General features: G+C 74.3%; 22 protein-coding genes. 7 read left to right on the top strand and 15 right to left on the bottom strand.

Annotated elements, in window-relative coordinates:
• Nucleotides 1-342 precede the first annotated feature (342 nt).
• Together ABZW14_RS06085 and ABZW14_RS06080 are read left to right on the top strand one after the other, a co-directional pair.
• Complete coding sequence (locus ABZW14_RS06085; RefSeq protein WP_355340559.1) at nucleotides 343-1,674, top strand: CAP domain-containing protein; 1,332 nt, start codon at nucleotides 343-345, stop codon at nucleotides 1,672-1,674.
• 121 nt (nucleotides 1,675-1,795) lie between these two features.
• The gene (locus ABZW14_RS06080; RefSeq protein ID WP_355340556.1) at nucleotides 1,796-2,689 is read left to right on the top strand and encodes an endo alpha-1,4 polygalactosaminidase; all 894 of its coding nucleotides are present in this window, start codon (nucleotides 1,796-1,798) and stop codon (nucleotides 2,687-2,689) included.
• Between the two features lie 143 nt (nucleotides 2,690-2,832).
• Here the strand turns inward: ABZW14_RS06080 and ABZW14_RS06075 are convergent, their stop codons facing one another.
• From ABZW14_RS06075 to rsmD, 10 genes are all read right to left on the bottom strand, one after another.
• The gene (locus ABZW14_RS06075; RefSeq protein WP_355340553.1) at nucleotides 2,833-4,338 is read right to left on the bottom strand and encodes an MFS transporter; all 1,506 of its coding nucleotides are present in this window, start codon (nucleotides 4,336-4,338) and stop codon (nucleotides 2,833-2,835) included.
• Nucleotides 4,339-4,510: 172 nt separating this feature from the next.
• Nucleotides 4,511-6,730 (bottom strand): MMPL family transporter, encoded by a 2,220-nt coding sequence (locus ABZW14_RS06070; RefSeq protein ID WP_355340550.1) that lies wholly within the window; start codon nucleotides 6,728-6,730, stop codon nucleotides 4,511-4,513.
• Between the two features lie 236 nt (nucleotides 6,731-6,966).
• Nucleotides 6,967-7,824 carry a bifunctional DNA-formamidopyrimidine glycosylase/DNA-(apurinic or apyrimidinic site) lyase gene (gene mutM, locus ABZW14_RS06065; RefSeq protein ID WP_355340547.1) on the bottom strand — a complete coding sequence of 286 codons (858 nt, stop codon included), beginning with the start codon at nucleotides 7,822-7,824 and terminating at the stop codon, nucleotides 6,967-6,969.
• Nucleotides 7,817-8,611, bottom strand: coding sequence for a ribonuclease III (gene rnc / locus ABZW14_RS06060; RefSeq protein ID WP_355340544.1), 795 nt, complete (start codon nucleotides 8,609-8,611; stop codon nucleotides 7,817-7,819). The genes mutM and rnc overlap by 8 nt, the downstream gene beginning before the upstream one ends.
• On the bottom strand, nucleotides 8,608-9,567 hold the full coding sequence (locus ABZW14_RS06055) for a phosphate acyltransferase PlsX (protein WP_355340922.1): 960 nt from the start codon (nucleotides 9,565-9,567) through the stop codon (nucleotides 8,608-8,610). Before ABZW14_RS06055 ends, rnc begins: the two co-directional genes overlap by 4 nt.
• 131 nt (nucleotides 9,568-9,698) lie before the next feature.
• Nucleotides 9,699-9,872, bottom strand: coding sequence for a 50S ribosomal protein L32 (rpmF, locus tag ABZW14_RS06050; protein ID WP_302767768.1), 174 nt, complete (start codon nucleotides 9,870-9,872; stop codon nucleotides 9,699-9,701).
• A 5-nt stretch (nucleotides 9,873-9,877) separates the two neighbouring features.
• Entirely contained in the window at nucleotides 9,878-10,441 is a 564-nt protein-coding gene (locus tag ABZW14_RS06045) for a YceD family protein (protein ID WP_355340541.1), read from the bottom strand.
• A 164-nt stretch (nucleotides 10,442-10,605) separates the two neighbouring features.
• Nucleotides 10,606-11,103 carry a hypothetical protein gene (locus ABZW14_RS06040; RefSeq protein WP_355340538.1) on the bottom strand — a complete coding sequence of 166 codons (498 nt, stop codon included), beginning with the start codon at nucleotides 11,101-11,103 and terminating at the stop codon, nucleotides 10,606-10,608.
• A 221-nt stretch (nucleotides 11,104-11,324) separates the two neighbouring features.
• Nucleotides 11,325-11,801 (bottom strand): pantetheine-phosphate adenylyltransferase, encoded by a 477-nt coding sequence (gene coaD / locus ABZW14_RS06035; protein ID WP_355340535.1) that lies wholly within the window; start codon nucleotides 11,799-11,801, stop codon nucleotides 11,325-11,327.
• Nucleotides 11,798-12,361 carry a 16S rRNA (guanine(966)-N(2))-methyltransferase RsmD gene (rsmD, locus tag ABZW14_RS06030; protein ID WP_355340532.1) on the bottom strand — a complete coding sequence of 188 codons (564 nt, stop codon included), beginning with the start codon at nucleotides 12,359-12,361 and terminating at the stop codon, nucleotides 11,798-11,800. The genes coaD and rsmD overlap by 4 nt, the downstream gene beginning before the upstream one ends.
• Before the next feature lie 283 nt (nucleotides 12,362-12,644).
• Here rsmD and ABZW14_RS06025 point away from each other — a divergent pair, with 283 nt between their 5' ends.
• On the top strand, nucleotides 12,645-14,147 hold the full coding sequence (locus ABZW14_RS06025) for an LPXTG cell wall anchor domain-containing protein (protein ID WP_355340529.1): 1,503 nt from the start codon (nucleotides 12,645-12,647) through the stop codon (nucleotides 14,145-14,147).
• A gap of 52 nt (nucleotides 14,148-14,199) precedes the next feature.
• Here the strand turns inward: ABZW14_RS06025 and ABZW14_RS06020 are convergent, their stop codons facing one another.
• Genes ABZW14_RS06020 through ABZW14_RS06010 form a run of 3 tightly spaced genes read right to left on the bottom strand, consistent with a single transcriptional unit; the run spans nucleotide 14,200 to nucleotide 18,965 of the window.
• Nucleotides 14,200-15,120 (bottom strand): serine hydrolase domain-containing protein, encoded by a 921-nt coding sequence (locus ABZW14_RS06020; protein WP_355340523.1) that lies wholly within the window; start codon nucleotides 15,118-15,120, stop codon nucleotides 14,200-14,202.
• A 36-nt stretch (nucleotides 15,121-15,156) separates the two neighbouring features.
• Nucleotides 15,157-17,358, bottom strand: coding sequence for an ATP-dependent DNA helicase RecG (gene recG / locus ABZW14_RS06015; protein WP_355340520.1), 2,202 nt, complete (start codon nucleotides 17,356-17,358; stop codon nucleotides 15,157-15,159).
• The gene (locus tag ABZW14_RS06010; RefSeq protein WP_355340517.1) at nucleotides 17,355-18,965 is read right to left on the bottom strand and encodes a DAK2 domain-containing protein; all 1,611 of its coding nucleotides are present in this window, start codon (nucleotides 18,963-18,965) and stop codon (nucleotides 17,355-17,357) included. Before ABZW14_RS06010 ends, recG begins: the two co-directional genes overlap by 4 nt.
• A 235-nt stretch (nucleotides 18,966-19,200) precedes the next feature.
• Between ABZW14_RS06010 and rpmB the strand changes: the two genes are divergently transcribed.
• Entirely contained in the window at nucleotides 19,201-19,392 is a 192-nt protein-coding gene (gene rpmB, locus ABZW14_RS06005) for a 50S ribosomal protein L28 (RefSeq protein WP_073832489.1), read from the top strand.
• A 186-nt stretch (nucleotides 19,393-19,578) separates the two neighbouring features.
• Nucleotides 19,579-20,835 (top strand): ATP-grasp domain-containing protein, encoded by a 1,257-nt coding sequence (locus tag ABZW14_RS06000; RefSeq protein ID WP_355340514.1) that lies wholly within the window; start codon nucleotides 19,579-19,581, stop codon nucleotides 20,833-20,835.
• Nucleotides 20,836-20,844: 9 nt separating this feature from the next.
• Here the strand turns inward: ABZW14_RS06000 and ABZW14_RS05995 are convergent, their stop codons facing one another.
• Nucleotides 20,845-21,312: a GNAT family N-acetyltransferase gene (locus tag ABZW14_RS05995; protein WP_355340511.1), complete on the bottom strand. Its 468-nt coding sequence runs from the start codon at nucleotides 21,310-21,312 to the stop codon at nucleotides 20,845-20,847.
• 64 nt (nucleotides 21,313-21,376) lie between these two features.
• A complete protein-coding gene (locus ABZW14_RS05990) occupies nucleotides 21,377-22,321 on the bottom strand; it encodes a thiamine-phosphate kinase (RefSeq protein ID WP_355340508.1) in 945 nt (314 codons plus the stop codon).
• 164 nt (nucleotides 22,322-22,485) lie between these two features.
• On the opposite strand from ABZW14_RS05990, the gene ABZW14_RS05985 reads away from it, so the two are divergent.
• Both ABZW14_RS05985 and ABZW14_RS05980 read left to right on the top strand, forming a co-directional pair.
• The gene (locus ABZW14_RS05985) at nucleotides 22,486-22,719 is read left to right on the top strand and encodes an Lrp/AsnC ligand binding domain-containing protein (RefSeq protein WP_018786298.1); all 234 of its coding nucleotides are present in this window, start codon (nucleotides 22,486-22,488) and stop codon (nucleotides 22,717-22,719) included.
• Nucleotides 22,720-23,334: a DUF3515 family protein gene (locus tag ABZW14_RS05980; protein WP_355340505.1), complete on the top strand. Its 615-nt coding sequence runs from the start codon at nucleotides 22,720-22,722 to the stop codon at nucleotides 23,332-23,334.
• The last annotated feature ends 5 nt before the right edge of the window (nucleotides 23,335-23,339 follow it).

Raw genomic sequence — 23,339 nt, 5'->3', positions numbered from 1 at the left:
CGGCCAACGCGCGCCCATCGATGTTCGCGGCTGCCATCCCCGCGAAATCCGGGCATGGCTGGGCGCGACTGGCGACACCTATATATTGAGCCGAACCCCCCTCCTTCGTCAAGTTCTCGCAGGCCGTAGATCATCTCCACGTCCACCGGTCCACTTGTCGGGGGGCTGCCACAAGGCGCGGACACGCTCTGTCCGGACGCCTTTACTGTACGCCTGGGAATGTGTGAACGCCTCACCCTTGCTGTCTGGTTCCCCTTAACTCTTTCTTAGCCACGTTGCCGCAGCTCGCGGCGCGACCGTAGCGTCACTGCGGCCCGCAACCGACCCGTGGAGGGGACAGGCGTGTATCGCTGGACCGACCCGATCGAACCGGATGGCGTTCCCCGACGCCCCGAGCCGCCGACCGACGAAGGACCGGCCTGGCTCACGGACCGGCCCGAGCCGCGGTCGTCGTACCTCTTCGGGGACGAGCCGGAGCAGCCCGGCCCGGCCCGGCCCGAGCCGGCCGGAGGCACCTGGCCGGCCGAGGCGCCCACCGGCGCCTGGCGGGCCGACGCCCCGGGCACGCCGTGGCAGGACGATCCCACTCCCGAGCGCACCGGCCACCTCCCCGCCGCCGGTGCCGGGACGCACGGGTGGGCCGACGCCGGGCGGTACGCCGACGCCGACCGGACCGGGTACTCCCCGGCCGTCGAGCCACCGGCGTACGGCCCGGCGGCCCACCCGGGCGCGCCGACGTCCTCCTATGAGCGGGCGCCGATGTCCCCCTACGAGCGGGCGGGCGGCCGGCACCCCGAGGAACAGCACACCGCCTGGCAGCCGCCCGTGGACGAGCGGCCCACCGCCGCCTGGCAGCCGGCCGCCGACGAGCGGCCGGCGGGGTCCTGGCAGCCGGGCACCGGCGCCGGGGACGACGACACCGGCCGGCACCGGCAGCAGCGCCGGCTGCCGCGCCCCCTCCTCATCGGCGGCGCGGCCGCCGCGGCGACCCTCGTGGTGAGCCTCGCCGTCGGCGCCCTGGTGCTGCCCGGCAAAGACCAGCCGACCGAGCCGACGTCCGCCGACGGGCCGGTGGCCGCCGCCCCACTGGCGACCGACGGCGCCGAGGAGGCCCCGGGCGACGCCCTCGCGCCCGAGTCGACCAGCCCGAGCGCCGCGCCGACCAGCGCCCGGCCCACCCCGACCAGGAAGCCGACCCCGAAGCCGAGCCGCACCACCGCCCCGTCCCGGCAGCTGCCGCGGAGCACCGCGCCGAGCAGCACGGGCGCCACGACGGCCTCGGCCAAGGGGCTCACCGCGGAGCTGCGGGAGGTCGTCGACCTGGTCAACCAGGAGCGTGCCAAGGCCGGCTGCAAGGCGCTGACCGTCGACGACAAGCTGATGCTCGCCGCCCAGCGGCACAGCCAGGACCAGGCCGACCACAAGACCATGTCGCACGACGGCAGCGACGGCAGCGACGTGGGCGACCGGCTCGACCGGGTCGGCTACGCCTGGCGGTCGTACGGCGAGAACGTCGCCTGGAACCAGCAGAGCCCGGCCGCGGTGATGGACGCCTGGATGAACTCCCCGGGGCACCGGGCGAACATCCTGAACTGCTCGTTCACCGAGATCGGCGTGGGCGTGGCGCGGAGCAACGGGCCGTACTGGACGCAGGACTTCGGCACCCCGCGCTGACCGGCGCGTCGTGAACGGCCCGCGCTCGTTGACCGGGTGAGGTACGCCGGGGACGCCTGAGCCGTGCCGGCCCCGCGGCCGGCGCACCGGGGCCGCCGGAGACGTACCGGCAGGGGGCGGGGTGCCGCCCGCGACCCGGGAGCTGTCGATGCGGATGCGGCCGGCGTGGGCCGTGCCGCCCCGGGCGGCCCGCGTCCGCCGACGTGGGCCGCGCCGGGGTGTCGCGGTGGTGCTGACGGTGCTGCTGCTCGCCCCGGCGTCGGCCTGCCAGGAGCCGATCGTGCCACCCGGGGCGCCCACCCCCTGGCCGTCGGCGCACGCCCGGGACTGGCAGTGGCAGTGGCAGCTGACCGGCCCGGTGGACGTCACCGTCGACGCCGACGTCTTCCTGCTCGACCCGGTGCGCACCACCTCCGCCGAGACCGGCGCGCTGCGCGCCCGCGACCGCCGCCTGATGTGCCAGGTCCAGGTCGGCACGTACGCGACCGGCGACCCGGACGCCGGCCGCTTCCCGGCGGCGGTACGCGGGGCGGCGGTGCCCGGCCGGCCGGCGAGCCGGTGGCTGGACGTCCGCCGGTGGGACTCGCTCGAGCCGGTGCTGGCCGACCGGTTCCGGCTCTGCCGGGGCAAGGGCTTCGGGGCGGTGGCGTTCGACGACGCCGACGGCTACCTGCACCGGTCCGGCTTCCCGCTCACCTTCGACGACCAGTTGCTGTTCAACCGCCGGTTGGCCGAGCTGGCCCGGCGGCTGGACCTCTCCCCCGGGCTGATCGACGACCTGCCGCAGGTGGCGGCGCTCGCCCCCGACTTCGACTTCGCGGTCAACCAGGAGTGTGTCCGGCGCGGCGGGTGCGACAAACTGCTGCCGTTCGTCGACGCGGACAAGCCGGTCTTCCACGTGGAGTACACCGGCGATCCGGCGAGGTTCTGCGTCACCACGGTCGGCTACGGCTTCGCCTCCATCCTCAAGGACCGCAAACTCGACGCCTGGCGCGACCCCTGCGCGCTGCCCTGATCAGGAACCGATCCGGGTCGGGCCGAACACGGGACACCGGGAGCCGGCGGCAGCCGGGGGACGGAGCGGTGCGCGTACCCCGGAAAAGCGGCACCGCCCCCGGCCTGGACGGGCGGGGGCGGTGCCGGGGGGAGCGGCGAGGGTCAGCCGGGGGCGCCGCCGGTGACCGGGGCCGGAGTGCCGGCGCCGCGCTGCGACGGGATGCCGGCGTGCTCGGCGCTGAGCGGGGTGGCCAGGTCCTCCAGGGACTTCCCCTCGGCCTTGACGCCTAGGGTCAGCTCCACGAGGCCGCCGATGATCATCACGGCGGCACCGACGACGAAGGCGACCACGGTGTCGCCGACCTTGCCGGTGCCGACCAGCTTGGCGAAGAGCAGCGGACCGGTGATGCCGCCGGCGGCGGTGCCGATCGCGTAGAAGAACGCGATGGCCATGGCCCGGGTCTCCATGGGGAAGATCTCGCTGACCGTCAGGTACGCGGCGCTGGCGCCGGCCGAGGCGAAGAAGAGCACCACGCACCAGCAGGCGGTCATGGTGACCGCGTTCAGCACCCCCGAGTGGAACAGCCAGGCGGTGCCGAGCAGCAGCACGCCCGAGCCGATGTACGAGCCGGCGATCATCGGCACCCGGCCGACGGTGTCGAAGAGCCGGCCGAGCAGCAGCGGGCCGAGCAGGTTGCCGACCGCGATCACGGCGAAGTAGTAGCCGCTGTTGCCCGGCGGCACGTCGAAGAACGTCTGGAGGATCTGGGCGAAGCCGAAGGTGATCGCGTTGTAGAGGAACGCCTGCCCGATGAAGAGCGCGAAGCCCAGCGTGGCGCGCTTCGGGTAGCGGGCGAAGAGGGTCTTGGCGATCTCCAGGAAGTTGGTGCTCTTCCGCTGCTTGATCTCGATCCAGTTGTCGGCCTCGGTGAGTTCCTTGCCGGTCTCCCGCTTCACCTCCGCCTCGACCGAGTCGACGAGATGGTTCGCCTCATCGGCCCGGCCGTGGATGAACAGCCACCGTGGACTCTCCGGGACGTGCCGCCGGACCAGCAGGATCACCACGCCGAGCACCGCGCCCAGGCCGAACGCCACCCGCCAGCCCAGGTTGGTCGGCAGGCCGTTGAGCAGCGGCACGGTCAGCAGGGCGCCGAGCGCCGCGCCGAGCCAGAAGGTGCCGTTGATGATGATGTCGATCCGGCCGCGGTGCCGTGCCGGGATCAGTTCGTCGATCGCCGAGTTGATGGCCGCGTACTCGCCGCCGATGCCCATGCCGGTGAGGAACCGGAACAGGAAGAACCACCAGGTGTCGAAGGACAGCGCGGTCAGCGCCGTGGCGACCAGGTAGAGCCCGAGGGTCAGCAGGAACAGCTTCTTGCGCCCGAACCGGTCGGTGAGCCAGCCGAAGAAGAGCGCGCCGGTGCAGGCGCCGGCCACGTAGAGCGCGGCGGCCAGGCCGGTGACCTGGCTCTGGGTGATGCTCAGGCCGCTGCCCTCTTCGGCGAGCTTGCCGGACAGGTTGCCGACGATGGTCACCTCGAGGCCGTCGAGGATCCACACCGTGCCGAGGCCGATCACGATCATCCAGTGCCAGCGGGACCACGGCAGCCGGTCCAGGCGGGCCGGGACGTTGGTCCGTACGGTGCCGGTCCGCACGTCGGTGCTCATGACGCGCTCCGGTGGGCTGCGATGGCCGGGGCGCGACGACGGGCCGCCGGCGGAAGCTGTTCGTCCATGGCCGCCCAGATGCCCCGCCGCCGCGGCCGTTAATCCTGCCGTGACAGCCCGGTCACAGGACGAAGGGCGGACCGGACCGGCCCGCCCTCCCCCGTCCCCCGACTCAGCGGGCGCCGACCAGCTCCGGCGCCGGCGCGGGCGGCTCGGCCGGCGGGGTCGCCGCCCGGCCGCGCAGGAACCGCGGCGCCCACCAGTTCGCGTCGCCCAGCAGGGTCATCAGCGAGGGCAGCACCACCGCCCGGATGATCGTGGCGTCCAGCAGGATCGCCGCGGCCAGCCCGATGCCCAGCTGCTTGAAGTCGATGGTGCTCAGCGTCGCGAAGATCGAGAACACCCCGACCATGACGATCGCCGCGCTGGTCACCACCCCCGCCGAGGACGTGATCCCGTAGGCCACCGCGTCCTTGTTCGACATGCCCTGGCGGATCCCCTCGCGGATCCGGCTGACCACGAAGACGTGGTAGTCCATGGATAGCCCGAACAGCACCACGAAGAGGAACAACGGCAGCCAGGTGACGATCGCGTCCATCGAGGTGAAGCCGAGCAGCCCCTCCGCCCAGTCGCCCTGGAAGACCAGCACCAGCAGGCCGTAGGCGGCCCCGGCGGAGAGCAGGTTCAGCAGGATCGAGGTGAGCGCCACCACCACGGACCGGAAGGTCCAGGCCATCACCAGGAAGGTCAGCGCCAGCACGAAGGCCGCCACCAGGGGCAGCTTCGCCCAGATGTGGTCCGCGTAGTCCTCGCTGGCCGCCACGCCGCCGCCGACCGCGTACTCGACGCCGGGGATGCCGCCCAGCGCGGCCGGGACGAGGTCCTGGCGCAACTCGTGCAGGGACCGCGACGCCTCGTCGGTGCGGCTGGCGTACGGCGTGGCCACCTCCAGCACCGACACCCGCCGGTCGGCCGACACCTTGATCTTCGGGCCGTCCCCCTCGGCCGGCGCGAAGAGCGGGTCGGCGGCGGCCCGGTCGGCCAGCCCGGTGAGCGCGGCCCGCACCCGGTCGGCCTGGTCGGCCGGCGCCCGCACCGCCACGGTGTGGCTGGTGCCGTTGCTCGGGAAGGCCGCGGTGAGCCGGTCGTACGCCTGCATGGCCGCCGTGGTGCGGGGCACGTCCTCCATGCCGGGGAACTTCAGCTTCATGCCCAGCGCCGGGGCGGCCAGGGCGAGCAGCAGGCCGACCGAGACCACCAGGGTGGCCAGCGGCGCGCGCAGCGCCGGCTTGAGCACCGCCGGCCAGAAGCGGGGACCGGCCATCTGGCCGTGCCGCCCGGTGCGCGGGGCGGTGAGGCGCCACAGCAGCGGAACCCGGGGCCGGTCGACCCAGCGGCCCAGCTTGGCCAAGAGCGCCGGCAGCACGGTCAGCGAGCCGATCACCGCCACCGCGACCACCAGGATCGAGCCGACGGCGAGTGACGAGAAGATGGCGTCCTGGGCGAGCAGCAGCCCGGCCATCGAGATGATCACGGCGGTGCCGGAGACGACCACGGCGTGCCCGGAGGTCTCCGCCGCGATCTCCACGGCGTCGAGCCCGGAGCGACCCTTGGCCCGCTCCTCGCGTTCGCGCCGGACGTAGAAGAGCGAGTAGTCCACGCCGACCGCCATGCCGATCAGCAGGATCACGCTGGCCGTGGTGTCGGTGGCCGGCACCAGGTGGGAGGCGAGCGTGGAGAGCCCCATGGCCGCGGCCACCGAGGAGAGGGCCAGCAGCACCGGCACGCCGGCTGCGATGAGCGCCCCGAACGCGATGATCAGGATGGCCAGGGTGACCGGCAGGCTCAGCAGCTCGGCCCGCTTGAAGTCCTTGCCGAGGGTGTCGTCGAGCGCCTTGCTGATCGACGGGCCGCCGACCTGCTCGACGCGCAGCGCCGGGTGCGCCTCCTGGACCTTCGCGGTGGTGTCGCGCAGCGGCTGCACCCGGTCCGACGCGGTCTCCGGGTCGCCCGACATCGTGATCGGCACCAGCATCGCGTTGCCGTCCCGGGACGGCATCGGCGCGCCGACCGAGGTCACCCCCTCGACCTGCCGCAGCCGGGCCGCCGCGTCGTCGGCCGCGGCCTTCGCGGCGGTCGGGTCGAGCTTCCCCGAGCGCGGGGTGATCAGCACGTTCTCCGTGGCCGGCTCGTGGAAGCCGCCACTGTCGACGATCAGTTGGGCCCGCCCGAACTCACCGATCGCCTGGTCGTCGTCGGTCGCCTCGTTCAGGCCGGCGGCGTTGCCACCGACGAAGCACACCGCCACGAACACCACCCAGAGCGCGATGGCCCGCCACGGATGCTCCGCACTCCACCGTGCCAGTCGCACGGTCACCGGTCGCCTGCCCATATCTGGGATCCCCCTCCAGACGTCGGCCCTGTGCCGACGTCTGCTGACGCTAGGGAGCGGGCGGGGCCCGGACATCGGGGAACGGCCCCCGCTCGTCCCCCATCCGGCCGGCTCCGTCCGGGCGGCCGGATCCGGGTCCACCAACTGGACAGAACGGGATTTTCAGGGTACGACCGGGGGACCCGCCGGGCAGCGTCCGATGTGGCACACCGGCGCAACCCCGAGCCGCCTCGGGGTCATCCCCGGAGGGTGCCCCGGGGGCGCGGCTGGCAGCGCGGGCAACTGTAGGACGAACGGTTCATGAACGCCTCCCGCCGGATCGGCGTCCCGCACCGCGGGCAGGGCTCCCCCTCCCGGCCGTACGCGTTCAGCGACCGGTCGAAGTAGCCGCTCTCGCCGTTGACGTTGACGTACAGCTCGTCGAAGCTGGTGCCGCCCTGCTTGATCGCCTCGCCGAGCACGTCCCGGACGTGGCCCAGCAGCCGGAGGGCCGCCGGCCCGGTCAGCGCGTCGGTCGGCCGGGCGCCGTGCAACCGGGCCCGCCAGAGCGCCTCGTCGGCGTAGATGTTGCCGACGCCGGAGATCAGCGTCTGGTCGAGCAGCGCCCGCTTCACCTCGGTGCGCCGCTTCCGCAGCGCCGCCACGAAGCCGGCGTCGGAGAACTCCGGATCCATCGGGTCCCGGGCGATGTGCGCGATCTCGGCCGGCAGCTCGGCCCCACCCTCGGAGACCGACAGCCCGCCGAACGTGCGCTGGTCGACGAAGCGCAGCTCCGGGCCGTCGTCGGCGAACCGGAACCGCACCCGCAGGTGCAGCTCGTCGGCCGCACCGACCGGCTGGAGCAGCAGCTGGCCGGACATGCCCAGGTGCCCGATGAGGGCGTCCCCGCTGTCCAGCGGCAGCCACAGGTACTTGCCCCGGCGCCGCACGTCGGTGATCGTCCGGCCGGTCAGCACGGCCGCGAAGTGGTCGCCGCCCGGCTCGTGCCGGCGGACCGCCCGGGGGTGGCGCACCTCGACGGCGCTGATCCGCCGGCCGATGACCCACTGGGCCAGGCCCTGCCGGACGGTCTCGACCTCGGGCAGCTCAGGCACGGCCCGCACCGGTCTCGGCGGGGTCGCCTGCCGGCTCCGCCCCGTCGGCGGCGGCTTTCGCGGCCGCCTCCGCCTCGGCCTGCTCGGTCAGCATCCGCCAGGCCGACTCTGCGGCCCGCTGCTCGGCCTCCTTCTTGCTGCGCCCCTCCGCGCCGCCGTAGCGGTTGCCGGCCACCACCACCCAGGCCGTGAAGGTCTTGAGGTGGTCCGGGCCGGTGCCCTCGATCCGGTATTCCGGGACGCCCAGCGCCAGAGCCGCGGTCAGCTCCTGGAGGCTGGTCTTCCAGTCCAGCGCCGCGCCCCGCCCGGCGGACTCGGCCATCAGCGGGTCGAACAGGCGGTGGATCACGAGGGCCGCGGTGTCCAGGCCGTACTGGAGGTAGATCGCGCCGAGCAGCGCCTCCAGGGTGTCGGCGAGGATGCTCGCCTTGTCCCGCCCGCCGGTGGCCTCCTCGCCCTTGCCGAGCAGCAGGTACGCGCCCAGCCCGTCCGGGCCGAGGCCGCGCGCGACGTCGGCGAGGGCACGCATGTTGACGACGCTGGCCCGCAGCTTGGCGAGCTGCCCCTCGGGCAGGTCCGGGTGGTTGTGGAAGAGCGCCGTGGTGATCACCACGCCGAGGACCGAGTCGCCGAGGAACTCCAGTCGCTCGTTGGTGGGCAGGCCACCGTTCTCGTACGCGTAGGAGCGGTGGGTCAGCGCGCGCTCCAGCAGTTCCGGGTCGAGCGACACCCCGAAGGCCGCCTCCAGGTGGCCGACGGGCGCACGCCGCCGCTTGTCGTTGGTCATGGTGCTACCTCGGTGTCGTTGCGGTCAGGTGCGGGATCGTGCGGGATGGCGTCGAGCATGGTCGAGACGGTGTCGGTGGCGCCCCGGCGCCACAGGTGGGCGGCGAGGGCGATGCCGGAGGCGACGTCGTCGGGCCGGGCCGCGCCGTGGCAGACCACCACGGTGCCGGCCACGCCGAGCAGGGCCGCCGCCCGCGGCGCGCCGCCGCTCGCCGGGGCGCCGCCGGCCATCGCGTACGCGCCCTCGATGGCCTTGAGCAGCACGTTTCCGGTGAAGCCGTCGGTCACCACCACGTCGGCGCGGGCGCCGACGGCGACGTCGTACCCCTCGACCAGGCCGATGTAGCGGGCGCCGCAGGGCAGCGGCACGGCGGCGAGGGCGGGGTCGGCGGAGCGGCGCAGGCGGTCGCCCTTGCCCGCCTCGGTGCCGACGGAGAGCAGCCCGACCCGGGGCGTGGCGACGGTGTGCGCCACGGCCGCGTAGGCGGCGCCGAGCACGGCGTGGCGGGCCAGGGTGGCGGGTCCGGGTTCCAGCGTGCCGCCGACGTCCAGCAGCACCACCGGCCCCTCGACGGCGGGCAGGGTGGCGACCAGGGCGGGCCGGCGTACGCCGGGCCAGCGGCCGAGGCCGAGCGCGGCGGCGGTGACGGTGGCGCCGGTCGAGCCGGCGGAGACGATCGCGTCGGCGATCCCGTCGCGAACGGCGTGGACGGCCGCGCGGACGGTGGTCTCGCCACGCGCGGCGGTGGGGTGGTCGGCCATGCCGACGGCGGTCCGCACCGGGCGGACGGTGACCCGGGAGCGTTGCTCGGGGTCGAGCGCACCGATCAGCCCGTCGGCGACCTCGGTCGGGCCGACGAGCAGCAGGTGCAGGTCCGGATCGGTGCGCACCGCCCGCAGAGCGCCGTCAACCACGACGGCGGGAGCATCGTCCCCGCCGAGGAGGTCGACGGCGATCCGCGCGGTGCCCGGCTCCGTCGGCGCGCCGGCCGGGGAACGGCCGGCGGCGGAGGGAGCCGGGGCACCGGGCGAGAGCCGTGGTGCGTGCGCGACCCGACCGGTGGTCGGGGACGTCACTCGGCGTCCGGTCAGACCTCGAGGACCTGACGGCCGTTGTAGGTGCCGCAGACGGAGCAGGCGGCGTGCGGCAGCTTGGCCGACTTGCACTGCGGGCAGGCCACGGTCGCGACCGCCGCGGCCTTCCAGTTCGCCCGGCGGGCGCGGGTGTTGCTGCGCGACATCTTGCGCTTGGGGACGGCCACGGTTCTTACTCCTCTGTACGGGTCAGTTGCGACAGGCCCGCCCAACGCGGGTCGACCTGCTGGTGACTGTGGTCGGCCGGCAGATCGTCCCAGTGCACCCCGCAGTCGGGGCACAAGCCTGGGCAGTCCTCCCGGCAGAGCGGGTTGGTCGGCAGTGCGAGCACCACCGCGTCCCGCAGCGCCGGTTCCAGGTCGATCAGATCGCCCTGCATCCGGCCCACCTCGTCCTCGTCGGTCGTGTCGTCCGTGGTGCTGTTCTCGTACGCGTACAGCTCCTGGATCGTCACGGCCACCGAGTCGTCGATCTCGCGCAGGCAGCGCCCACACTCGCCCTTGACGGGACCGGTGACGGTCCCGGAGACGAGCACGCCCTCGGACACCGACTCCAACCTCAGGTCGAGGTCGAGGTCCGCACCCTCCGGTACGGTGATCAACTCCACGCCGAGGTCCGCCGGTGCCGGCACGACCCGCCGATGCGTACGCAACGCGCCAGGCCGACGCGGCAGGTCCCTCGTGTCGAGGACCAGCGGCGACCTGGGGTCGAGTTGGCTTGGCGTGTGTTTGGGCATAGTTAGACTCCGGCCGGTGAGAGGCCGACAAAGAAGGTTACCTGGACGACCGGCGGACCGTCGAACCGGGGCGTCGTCCCCGGCCCGTCGGCTGCCGGCTGTCGGCCACCGGCCCGCATGCCGCTGGCAAGGGTAGCGCGGCCGCCGGCCACCGCCACCGACGCTCAGAAGGGCAGCGGGCGGTCCGCCTCGTCGCCGGCGAAGGTGCCGATCTCCCGCAGCGCGTGCATCTTGTCCCGGCCACGCTCTATCGAGGCGAGCGCCCGGGTCAGGAACTGCTCGAAGTTGGCCAGGGCGGTGTCGACGTAGTCGTCGACCTCGTCCCGCAGGCGCTGCGCCTCGGCCCGGGCCTCGGCGACGATCCGGGCGCCCTCGTGCTCGGCGGAGACGGTGATCTCGTTCACCGAGACCAGGCGGGCGTGTTCCGCCTCACCCTCGCTGATGATCCGGTCGGCCTCGCGCTTGCCGGCCTCCATGATCTTGTCCCGCTCCTCCAGCAGCGCGGCGGCCCGGCGCAGGTCGGCGGGAAGCTCCACCCGCAGCTCGTCCAGGGCGGCGATCATCTCGCCCCGGTCGACCATGCAGTTGTTGCGCGACATCGGCACGGAGCGGGCCTGCTCCACCATGGCGATCAGTTCGTCGATGCGATCGAGCGGGTCCACCGGCACCTCACTCCTGTCATTGGTCGGCCGACCTTCATGATGCGGCCTGCGGCCCGGTTCGGCGCTGCACACATCATCATGTAACGCGCCCTCCACCCGTGCCGCTGCACCCTACCCGGCGCGTCGCCCACTCCCCGACGCGCCGATCGTGCACTTTCGGCCCCGCTATTTCCCCCGTCCCGGGCGTCCCAGGGGGCCGTAAGTGCACGATCGCGAGGGGTTCAGCGACGGAGCCGGGCCACGAGTTCCTCGCGGACCACGTCCGGGACGTGCGCGGAGATGTCGCCGCCCCACTTGGCCACGTCCTTGACCAGGCTGGAGGACAGGAACGAGTAGAGCGGGTTGGTCGGCATGAAGAGCGTCTCCACGCCGGCCAGGCCGATGTTCATCTGGGCCATCTGCAGCTCGTAGTCGAAGTCGCTGACCGCGCGCAGGCCCTTGATCAGCACGCTCGCGTGCTGGGCGCGGCAGAAGTCGACCAGCAGGCCACGGAACGACTCGACCCGCACGTTCTCGTACGAGCCGGTCACCTCGCGGAGCATGTCGATCCGCTCCTCGACCGTGAACAGCCCCTGCTTCGACTGGTTGACCAGCACGCCGACGATCACCTCGTCGAAGAGCCGGCTCGCCCGGCCGATGATGTCGAGGTGCCCGTTGGTGACCGGATCGAACGAGCCGGGACAGACCGCACGTCTCATGATCGGCGACCGTACCAAAGCGTGGTCTCGCCGTAACGGCGGCTGCGCTCGCCAGTGACACCCTCCACCCACCGCACCGGGCCGGTGCGGCTGGAGCGCTCGACGACCACCAGGGCGTCCCGGGCCAGCCAGCCACCGCCGACCAGCGCGGCCAGCATCGCGGTGATCTCGCTGTCCGGCACGGCGTAGGGCGGGTCGGCGAACACCACGTCGTACGGCCCGCCGTCCGGACCGGCGGCGAGCACGGTGGCCACCTTGCCGGTGACCAGGCGCGCGGCCGGGGCGGCGCGGAGCGCGGCGACGTTCTCGCGGATCACCCGGGCGGCCCGGGCGTCGGACTCGACCAGCAGCACGTGCGCGGCGCCCCGGGACAGCGCCTCCAGCCCGACCGCGCCGGAGCCGGCGTACAGGTCGGCGACGCGGGCCCCGTCGAGATCGAGCTCGGCCTGCACGGCGCTGAACAGCGCCTCCCGCACCCGATCCGAGGTCGGCCGGGTGCCGGCGCCGGGCGGCGCGGCGATCCGCCGGCCGCCGAGCGTCCCGCCCACGATCCGGGTCACCGTCGCTCCGTCCGCATGCCCCGACGCTACGCGATGCCCGAATTGGGGCGCACGGACCACCCGCCGCGACGACCCGTCACGGGTCGTACATCAATGATCTCAAATCTATAACGGTCCCTTTACGAGCCATCGATTGCGGTAACGCCGTCCGTGTCGATTTCGCTAGGGTCTGCCCGGTTGTCGGCTCGCCTCGCCGGCATCGGCATCGGGACGCCGCCGGCGCAGGAACCCCGCGCCCCGGCCCCGCGCAACTACCCCGAACCCCCTCAATCCGGGAGTACCCGTGATCCGTACCAGGCTGTCGCCACGGCGACCGCTCGCCGTGCTGGGCGCCGCCCTGCTCGGCCTCGTCGGGGCTGTGGCGGTCTCCGCACCCGCCAGCGCCCACCACACCACCATCAAGGCCACCTCCGTCTGCGACCAGCTCACCGGCGAGCGGGTCCTCACCTGGACGGTGGAGAACAGCGAGCGGGACAAGGCGGCCACGCTCCAGCAGGTCACCCCGAACCCGAAGACCGACGTGACCGTCGCCGTCGAGGGCGCCACCCCCGTCCCCCTGGAGGGCACGGTCGTCCCCGCCGGCGGCTCCGTCCAGGCGGTCCAGCGGGTGCCCGGCGACACCCGGTCGGCCTCGCTGACGATCTACGCGCTGTGGAAGGCCAACGGCCAGGACCACACCGACACCGGCACCGTCGACCTGACCCGGGACGGCTCCTGCGCCCCGGCGCCGAAGTGCGTGGACCTGGACAAGGCCACCTACAGCCACACCTTCGACGGGCCGAAGGGCATCGCGACGGTCAAGCTCGACGGCGACCGGCCGCTCTGCGGCGACGGGAGGCAGTGGTTCACCCTGGTCTCCTACTTCGCTCCGCGCCCGCAGTTCGCCACCCCGCAGTACGTCCACGGCACCCCGGACAGCGACTGGATCGGCGGGACGAAGACCTCCATCGAGCTGACCGTCGACCTGCCCGACTGCAACACCCAGGTGGACCTGATCTGGGGCGACACGAGCCAGGTCATCGACCCGCTGACCGAGGACGGCAAGCGGTACGGCAACCTCAAGCTCGGCTCGCCGGGCGCACCCGGCAACCGGTCGCACGGCCCGCAGGGCTGGTACAACGGCGGCAGCCGCACCTGCGCCAACCCCGCCACGCTCTTCACCTCGAAGTGCGACGGCACGGTCGCCGTGGCGCTGAGCAACGACGGCAGCCTGAGCCGCTACCCGGTCGAGTTCGAGGTGCGCGGCGCGAACGGCTGGTCGAAGAAGGTGACCGTCGAGCCGGGCAAGGCGAACACCGACACCGTCGTCCCGGCCGCGAACGCCGGCACCGTCGAGGTGCTGGTCGACGGGAAGGTCGTCGACAAGGGCACCTACTCCTGGCAGCGCCCGAAGGACTGCGCGCTGCCGACGGTCGCCACCAGGGCGACCTGCGACACCTTCACGCTCACGGTGACCAACCCGAAGGGCGGCCTGCCGGTGAAGGCCGAACTGACCTACGGCGAACGCGCCGAGACCCGGACCGTCGCGCCGGGCGCGACGGAGAAGGTGACCTTCCAGGCCGGCAAGGACGAGCAGGCCACCGTGGCCCTGCCCGACCTCGACCTGGAGATGCAGGCGGTCTACGCCCCGGAGGGGAACTGCGGAGGCAGCGGTGGCGGCGAGCCGGCGCTCCCGGTGACCGGCGCGGCGGCCGGGGTCATGGCCGCCGTGGCCGGCGCCCTGGTGGCGGCCGGTGCGGTGCTCTTCGTGGTGACCCGACGGCGGCGGATCCGCTTCACCGCCTGACCTGGGCCCGATCCGGGGGCGCGCCGACCACCTCGGTCGGCGCGCCCCCGGCTCATTCCAGGGCACCCTTCAGCAGGCCGGGGTCGATCTCGGCCTGGTTGGTCAGGACCACCAGGCGGCGATCGGAGTCGGGGTACCAGGCCGCCAACGCCTTGTAGCCACCGTTGTCCCCGGAGTGGTGCACCGCCCGTTCCCCGTTCAGCGGGCCGACGAAGAAGCCGTAGCCGTACGCCTCGCCGGGGCGGCCGGTCGGCGCGTGCGGGGTCGTCAGCACGGCCGCCGCGGCAGGCCCCAGCAGGCGGCCTCGGCGGGGCACGTCCAGCCAGGTGAGCAGGTCCGCACCGGTGCACCAGACGTCCCCGGCGCCCATGCTCACCGTGTCCAGGTCCCAGGACGGCACCGGCCGGCCGGCCTCGTGCCCGGTCGCCACGTCGTCCCGCCCGGCGGCGTCGCCGGCGAAGCTGTCCGTCATGCCGAGCGGCGCGAAGACCTCCTCGGCGAGGAAGGCGGCGTACGGCCGGTCGGCCGCGCGCTCGACGGCCCGGGCCAGCAGGACGTAGCCGGGGCTGCTGTAGTGCCAGCCGGCACCGGGGGCGAACAGCGGCGGCAGGCCGGCGAAGACGGCCAGCAACTCGTCCGGCTCGGCCGGCCCGGCCAGGTCGATCAGCGGATACTCCTCCCAGTGGCCCAGGCCGGAGGTGTGGGTGAGCAGGTGGTGCAGGGTGATCCCGGACCAGGCCGGCGGCGGGTCCGGCAGCCAGCGGACGACCGGATCCTCCAGGCGCAGCGCGCCCCGCTCGGCGAGGAGCAACACCGCGACGGCGGCCATCTGCTTGCTGATCGAGGCGATCTGGAACCGGGTCGCGCGAGTGCAGGGCGATCCGGCGTCGGCGGAGCCGGTGACCAGATCCAGCCGGAGGTCGTCGCCCTCGGCCAGCAGAAGCACACCACGATCAAGAGGGGGTTTCGGCATCGGACGAGCCTAGGCCGGGACGGCCGCCCGGTGGGGTCAGCCCTTCTCCAGGTATTCGGCGCGCTCCTCATCGACCAGGGCCGCGACCGAGGCGGCCAACGCCGGATGCCGCGCCAGCTCCGGATCCTCCTCGACCAGGGTGATCGCCTCGGCCCGGGCGTCCCGGATGAGGTCGGTGTCGCGCAGCAGCGACAGCAGCCGCAGGTGGGACCGGCGGCCGGACTGGGTGGCGCCCAGCACGTCACCCTCCCGGCGCTGCTCCAGATCTAGCTCGGCGAGCTTGAACCCGTCGGTGGTGGAGGCGACCGCGTCGAGCCGCTCCCGGGCGGAGGAACCCTCCATCGCCTCGGTGACCAGCAGGCAGAGGCCGGCGGCCGAGCCCCGGCCCACCCGGCCGCGCAGCTGGTGCAGCTGGGAGACGCCGAACCGGTCGGCGTCGAGCACGATCATCACCGTGGCGTTGGGCACGTTGACGCCCACCTCGACCACCGTGGTGGCCACCAGCACGTCGAGGTCGCCGGCGGCGAAGGAGCGCATCACGGCGTCCTTCTCGTCGGCCGGCAGCCGCCCGTGCAGCACCCCGATCCGCAGCCCGTGCAGCGGCCCCTCGGCGAGCAGGGGGGCCACCTCGGTCACCGCGAGCGGGGGCCGGCGGCCGTTGTCGTCCTCGCGGGGCGCCTCCTCGTCCGAGGCCGGCCCCTCACCGATCCGCGGGCACACCACGTACGCCTGGTGTCCCTTGGCGACCTCCTCGCGCAGCCGGCGCCAGGCGCGGTCGAGGAAGGCCGGCTTCTCGGCGGCCGGCACCACGTGCGAGGCGATCGGCGAGCGGCCCTGCGGCAGCTGGGACAGCGTGGAGATCTCCAGGTCGCCGTAGACGGTCATGGCGACCGTGCGCGGGATCGGGGTGGCGGTCATGACCAGCACGTGCGGCGGCTGGTCGGCCTTGGCCCGCAGCGCGTCCCGCTGCTCCACGCCGAACCGGTGCTGCTCGTCGACCACCACGAGGCCCAGGTCGTCGAAGTCGACCCCCTCGTAGAGCAGGGCGTGGGTGCCGAGCACGATGCCCGCGCGCCCCTCGGCCACCTCGGCGAGCGCCCGCCGCCGGGCCGCCGCGCCCAGCGAGCCGGTGACCAGCTCGACCCGGGTGGCGTCGTCGGCGGCGCCCAGCTCGCCCGCCTGCGCGAGCGGGCCGAGCAGGTCGAGCATGCCCCGGTAATGCTGGGCCGCGAGCACCTCGGTCGGGGCGAGCAGCGCGGCCTGCCCGCCGGCGTCGACCACCTGGAGCATGGCCCGCAGCGCCACCACGGTCTTGCCGGAGCCCACCTCACCCTGGAGCAGCCGGTGCATCGGGTGCGCGGTGGCCAGGTCGGCGGCGATCTCCCGGCCGACGGCCTGCTGGCCGGAGGTCAGCTCGTAGGGCAGCCGGGCGTCGAACGCGTCGAGCAGCCCGCCCGGCTTCGCCGGCCGGGCCTTCGCCGGCCACGCCGCGGCCCGGTGCTTGCGCTGCACGAGGGTGAGCTGCACGGCGAACGCCTCGTCCCACTTGAGCCGGCGGCGCGCCTTGTACAGCTCCTCCTTGCTGGTGGGCCGGTGGATCTCCCGCAGCGCGGCGCCGATGCCGACCAGGTTGCGGCCGGCCCGCACGGTGGCCGGCAGTGGGTCCTCGGGCGGGGTGAAGGTGTCCAGGACCACCCGGACGCAGCGGGCGATCACCCAGGTCGGCACGGCCGCCGCGGCCGGGTAGACCGGGATCAGGGCCCCGGCGAACTCCTCGACCTCCTCGTTGGCCGCCGCCTCGCCGTCGCCGCCCTCGCCGAGCAGCACGTATTCGGGGCCGTTGAGCTGCCGCTTGCCCCGGAACTCGGTGACCTTGCCGGCGAACAGCCCCCAGCGGCCCGGGCGCAGCTCCCGCTCCCGCCACGCCTGGTTGCCGAAGAAGGTGAGGGTCAGCACCCCGCCGGAGCCGTCGCCGACGGTGACCTCCAGCAGGTTGCCCCGGCGCTGCCGCATCGGCCGGACCGCCGTGCGCTGCACCTGGGCCAGCACGGTGACCTGCTCCCCCACGTCCAGCGAGCGGATGTCGGTGTGCTCGCCGCGCTCGTCGTAGCGGCGGGGGAAGTGGTAGATCAGGTCGCCGGCCGTGTGCAGGTCGAGATGGCTCGCCAGGGCCTTGGCCGTGCGCTCCCCGACCAGCTTCTTGAGCGGCGTGTCCACCGTCGCCGGTTCGCTCGTCATTCGACCCCCACCAGGAGCGGATAGTGCGGCTGCCCGCCCTCGTACGCCTGCACCTCGACGAACGGCCAGGACCGCTCGACGTGCTCGCGCACCCGGTCCGCCAGCCCGGCCGGGGCGTCCGCCCCGCAGAGCAGGGTGACCAGCTCGCCGCCGCCACCGAGCATCCGGTCGACCACGGCCGTGCAGGTGTCGAGGAGGTCGGCGCCGATGAGGTGCACCTCCCCCTCGACCAGCGCCAGCACGTCGCCCGGCCGGCACGGACCGGCCACGGTGAGCGCCTCCTTGCTCGCGTGGCAGACCTCGGCGTAGCGGCAGGCGCCGGCGGCCTCGGCCATGGCGATGACGTCATCCTCGAAGCGGCGCTTCGGGTCCCGCACGGCGAGGGCGGCGAGGGCCTGCACCGGGGACCGGGTGGGCACGACGCTCACCTTCACCCCCAGGCCGTGCGCCTCCCGCGCGGCGGCGCTCGCCACCGACTGGGTGTTGGGGTCGTTGGGCAGCACCACCACCCGGGCGGCGCGGGTGGCCCGGATCGCGTCGAGCAGCTCGCCGGTGGACGGGTTGGCCGGCACCACGGTGGCGCCCTCGGCGCCGAACAGCTCGGCGATGCCGGCGCCGGTGGCCACCACCACGGCGGCCCGGCCGTCGGCCGGCGCCGCGGGGGTCGACGGCGCCGGGGCCGTCTGGTCGGCGAACCGGGTCACCGTGATCCGGTGCGGCCGGCCGGCCACCACGCCGGCCTCGACGGCCGCCCCCACGTCGTTGACGTGCACGTGCACGTTCCAGGTGCCGGCGTCGCCGACGATCACCAGGGAGTCGCCGAGGGCGTCCAGCTCGCCGCGCAGCCGGGTCACCGCCTCGTCGGTGGCGTCGAGCAGGTACTGCACCTCGTAGGCGTATGCCGGGGAGCCGGTCTCCCGGACGGCGGTGGCGGGCACGCGGGCCGCGGGCGGCGCGGGCGCCGGCTGCCGCGGGCTCTCCCCGGTGATCACCTCGACGAGCGCGTCGAGCAGCAGGCAGAGACCGCGCCCGCCGGCGTCGACCACGCCGGCCCGGGCGAGCGCGGGCAACTGCTCGGGGGTACGCGCCAGCGCGCGGGCCGCCTCGCCGGCCGCCGCCCGGGCCACCGCCCGCAGGTCGTCGGAGTCCGCCCGCTCGGCCGCGTGGGCGGCGGCGGCCACGACGCTGAGCAGGGTGCCCTCGACCGGGTGGGCGACGGCGGCGTAGGCGGCCGTCGTGGCGTCGGCCAGCGCGGTGGCGAGCTGGCGGCCGCGGACCGCCGGAGCGGCGGCGAGCGCGTCGGCGAAGCCGCGCAGGATCTGCGAGAGGATCACCCCGGAGTTGCCCCGCGCGCCGAGCAGCGCGCCCCGGGCCATCAGCCGGAGGGCGTGCCCGTGCGGGGTGTGCCCGTCGTCGGGGAGGGTCTCCAGGTCCATGGCGAGGGCCTGCTGGGCCGAGGTGAGGGTGAGCACCAGGTTGGTCCCGGTGTCGCCGTCGGGGACCGGGTAGACGTTGAGCTCGTCGATCTCGCCCTGATGGCGCTGGAGAGCGGCCAGCCCGCTCGCGCACCAGCGGCGCACCGCGGCGGCGTCGAGGGTGTCCAGCACGTCGGGAAGCCTACTGGCGCGCACCGACAGCCGCCGGAGCCGGCCGCTTCCGCCCGGCGTGTCCGGAGCCGTCCGGGGACCGGCCCGCCGCCCGCCGGCCGTCCCCGCGGGTACGCTGGGCCGGCCCCGGACCGGGGCGGTTGGGCGTACCGGCCGGTCATCGGGTAACCTGGCCAGGTTGCCCGGGCAGCGCCTGGCGGCGACCTCATGAACGTTTCAATCCCAGGAGTATCCCGTGGCTAGCGTGTGCGACGTCTGTGGCAAGGGGCCGGGCTTCGGCCACAACGTGTCCCACTCGCACCGGCGGACCAACCGCCGCTGGAACCCGAACATCCAGTCGGTGCGTACCCCGGCCGGTGGCGGCACCACCAAGAAGATGCAGGTCTGCACCTCGTGCATCAAGGCCGGCAAGGTCACCCGCGCCTGACGCGGTAGCACCGCCTGCACAGATTCGCCGGATGCCGGCGGACCCCTCGGGTCCGCCGGCTTTCGTCGTGTCCACCGTTCACCGCTGACGGGTGGCCGACCGACCGGTGGCCGGACGCGCCGGCCCGGTTAGGGTGCTGCTGCGCCGGCCGTCCGTTCCGGTGCGAGGCGTGGGGAGGAACGACCGGTGGAGCTGGACCTGGGGCGGGAGCAGCTGGTGGTGATCGGCGGGTCGTTCGGCTCGCTGCGCTGGTTCGACCAGGAGCTGCCGCCCGGCAGCGTGGTCCTGGTGGAGGAGCCGGATGTGATCCGGCGCCGCGGCCTGGACCGCTTCGTCGCCGGGCTGTCGATGGTCGCCCGGCTGGTGCCGGCGGAGTACCAGACCGGCTTCGACGCCGACGCCCTGCTCGCCCGCGAGCCCGGTCTCGCCGACGCCCGGCTGATCCTGCCCGGCCTGGAGTACGCCGTGGGCGCCACCGCCCGGCTGGCCGACCGGCTCGGCCTGCCCGGCGCCGGAGTGGCCGCCGCCGACGTCTTCTCCGACAAGCACCGGATGCGGCTGCTCGCCGACGCGACCGGCCTGGCCAACCCGGCGTACGAGCTGGTCGACGACCCGGCGCGCGCCGAGGAGTTCGCCCGGGCCCACGGCGGCCGGTGCGTGCTCAAGCCCACCCGCCGCTCCGGCAGCCTGGGCGTGCAGCTGGTCACCGACCCGGCGGAGATCGCCGGGCGCTGGGCGGCCAGCGCGACGCCGCCCGAGCCGGCTGAGACCGTCGAGCGCGGCCTGCCCACCGGGGTGCTGGTCGAGGAACTGCTGGTCGGCTCGGAGCACAGCGTCGAGCTGCTGGTCGCCGAGGGCGAGACGATCTTCGCGAACGTCACGGACAAGCGGATCGCCGGCGGCCGGTACCCGGTGGAGACCGGGCACACCGTGCCGTCCGCGCTGCCGGGGGCGGAGCGGGGCGCGCTGCGGGACGCCGCCGTGCGGCTCGCCGAGGCGGCCGGCTTCCGCAGCGGCATGCTGCACAGCGAATGGATCCTGGTAGACGGCGTGCCGACGCTGGTCGAGTGCGCCGCCCGGATGCCCGGCGACATGATCACCGCGCTGATCTCGATCGCCTACGAGGCCGACTTCATCGAGGCGTACCTGCGGGTGCTGCGCGGCGAGCGGCCGACGCTGCCGTCGCGGCCGACCGGTGCGGCGGCCGTCGAGTTCCTGGTCGCCGCGCCCGGGCGGGTCGGCGCGGTGGACGGCCGGCGGGGCGCCCTGCGGGTGCCGGGGGTGCTCGACGTGCAGATCGAGGCGAAGGTCGGCGACCAGGTGCCGGAGCTGCTCTCCTCGGCGCACCGCAGCGGGCACCTGCTGGCCTGGGGCGCCACCCCCACCGAGGCGGAGAGCGCGGCCCGCAAGGCCGCCAGCGAGATCCGGATCACCGTCGGCTGACGGCCGGGGTCAGAGCGTGCGGCCGTAGGAGAGGCAGCCCGGGGCGTCCTGGTAGAAGCCGAAGTTCGGGATCCGCTCGTAGCCGGCCGAGGTGTACATGGCGATCGCCTCGGGCTGCTTGTCGCCGCACTCCAGGATGATCCGCTTGCGGCCGTGGTCGCGGGCGGACCGCTCCACCGCGGCGAGCACCGCGCGGGCCACACCCCGGCCCCGGGCGGCCGGCGCCGTGTACATCCGCTTCAGCTCGGCCGTCCCGCCGTCGTCGCCGTGGCTACGCCAGCCGCCGCAGCCCACCGGCTGCCCGTCGAGGTAGGCGACCAGGAAGGTGCCGGCCGGCGGCTCGAACTCGGCCGCGTCCACCGGGGTGTCGTCGCCGCTGCCGCCGTACCGCGCGCCGAGGTCGGCCAGGGCCGCCCGGATCAACGCCTGCGACTCGGGCGCGTCGAAGCGCCGCGCCCGGATCTCGATCTCGCTCACGACAGGCAAGGGTACGGCCGGTCGCCGGCCCGCCCGGGGTCCGTCCACCGGGATCGGACGCAGATCACTCCGAGCGGCGGAAGTGGTCCCAGCCGGCGGCGCCCGCGTACGGCGCGCCGTCCACGGTCACCCCGGTGCCCTCGGTCACCCGCCCGACCGGCCGCCAGCCCGCCGGCAGCGCCGCCGCCGGGAAGGTCGCGGCCAGGGCGTGGTCGTCGCCCCCGGCCAGGATCCACGAGTACGGGTCGACGCCGAGCGCCTGCGCCGCGTCGCGCATCTGCCGGGGCACCTCGAACGCCTCGCGGGTGAGGTCGACGGCCACCCCGCTGGCCTTCGCCACGTGCCCGAGGTCGGCCAGCAGGCCGTCCGACACGTCGATCATGGCGGTGGCGCCGTGCGCGGCGGCCTCCGGACCGGCCGCGTACGGCACCTCGGGGCGGCGGAACGCCTCCACCAGCAGCCGGGGCGTGCGGAACCCCCGGGAGAGCACGGTGTAGCCGGCGGCCGCCCAGCCGGTGCGCCCCGCGAGGGCCACCACGTCGCCGGGGCGGGCACCGGAGCGGACCACCGGCGGCCGGCCGCCCAGGTCGCCGAGGGCGGTCACCGCGACGGTCAGCGTCGGGCTGGCGGACATGTCCCCGCCGACCACGCTCGCGCCCACCAGGGCCGCCTCGGCGCCCAGCCCGTCGGCCAGTTCCTCGGCCCAGCCCGGGTCGAGGTCGGCCGGCATGCACAGGGCGACCAGCAGTGCCGTCGGGGTGGCCCCCATGGCGGCGATGTCGGCCAGGTTGGCGGCCGCCGCCCGGTGCCCCACGTCGCGGGCGCCCGACCAGTCCCGGCGGAAGTGCCGGCCCTCGACCAGCACATCGGTGGAGGCGACCACCCGCCGGTCCGGCGCCGCCACCACCGCCGCGTCGTCACCGGGGCCGAGCAGGCAGCTCTCCCCCTGGGCCAACCGGGCGGTCACCCGGTCGATCAGCCCGAACTCACCGACATTCGCGACCGTCATGCCGTCCCCTCGTCGCGCTCTTCAAGCTCCGCAGTCCCGCCACCAGTACCCCGACGTGTGCTCACTCACCGCCGTCAGCCGACGACCGATACCGATCAGGGCCGCTCCGTAGGGTAGTTTCACCCTTCGGGCCGCCCGAGGCGGCGACGGACGGAGGTCGAGTCGTGGTACAGGCGTACATCCTCATCCAGACGGAGGTCGGGCGGGCGCGTGACGTGGCCGGTCAGATCGCGGACCTTGCCGGCGTGGTACGCGTCGACGCCGTCACCGGGCCCTACGACGTGGTCGTGCTCACCGAGGCGAACACCGTCGACGAGCTCGGCAAACTGATCGTCAGCAAGGTGCAGATGGTGCCCGGCATCACCCGCACCCTCACGTGTTCGGTGGTGCGCCTGTAAGTGGAAGAGATCACGCCCTCCCCCGCCGCCGAGGAGTCCCGCCCGGCGCGACGCGACCGGTCGACCCGCAGCGCCGCGCTCTGGGCGACCCTCGTCGCGGTGCCGGTCACCCTGGCGGTGGCCGGATTCACCTTCGCCAAGCTCGCCCCGGACTCGCCGGCCGCCGCGCCGAGCCCGTCGGCGACCGCCGCCCGGCCGCAGTCGACCGCGCCGGTCGACATGCCGGCCCCGGCCCTGGCCGAGCGCCCGGCCACGGTCTGCCGTGCCCTGCTGTCGCAGCTCCCGTCGACCGTGCGAGACCTGGCGCAGCGGTCGGTCACCGCGGGCGCCGAGCAGAACGCCGCGTACGGCGATCCGGCGCTCACCGTGGCCTGCGGTGGCACGCCGCCGATCGTGCAGCCCACCGACGAGGTGTGGTCGGTGAACAAGGTCTGCTGGCATGCCGTGCAGGAGGCGGACGCCACCGTGCTGACCACCGTCGACCGGGAGACCCCGGTGCGGGTGCGCGTCCCGAAGCAGTACGAGCAGCCGCTCCAGTGGGTCACGCCGATCTCCGACGCGGTGGTGGCCTCGGTGCCCGCCGCGAAGACCGCCCCGTCCGGCTGCTCCGCCTGACCGTC

Origin of the sequence: Micromonospora sp. NPDC004551, assembly GCF_040609975.1 — a bacterium.
Classification (GTDB): Bacteria; Actinomycetota; Actinomycetes; order Mycobacteriales; family Micromonosporaceae; genus Micromonospora.
Note: the sequence above shows the minus strand (reverse complement) of the source record. Positions and strands in the feature narration are given on the sequence as shown.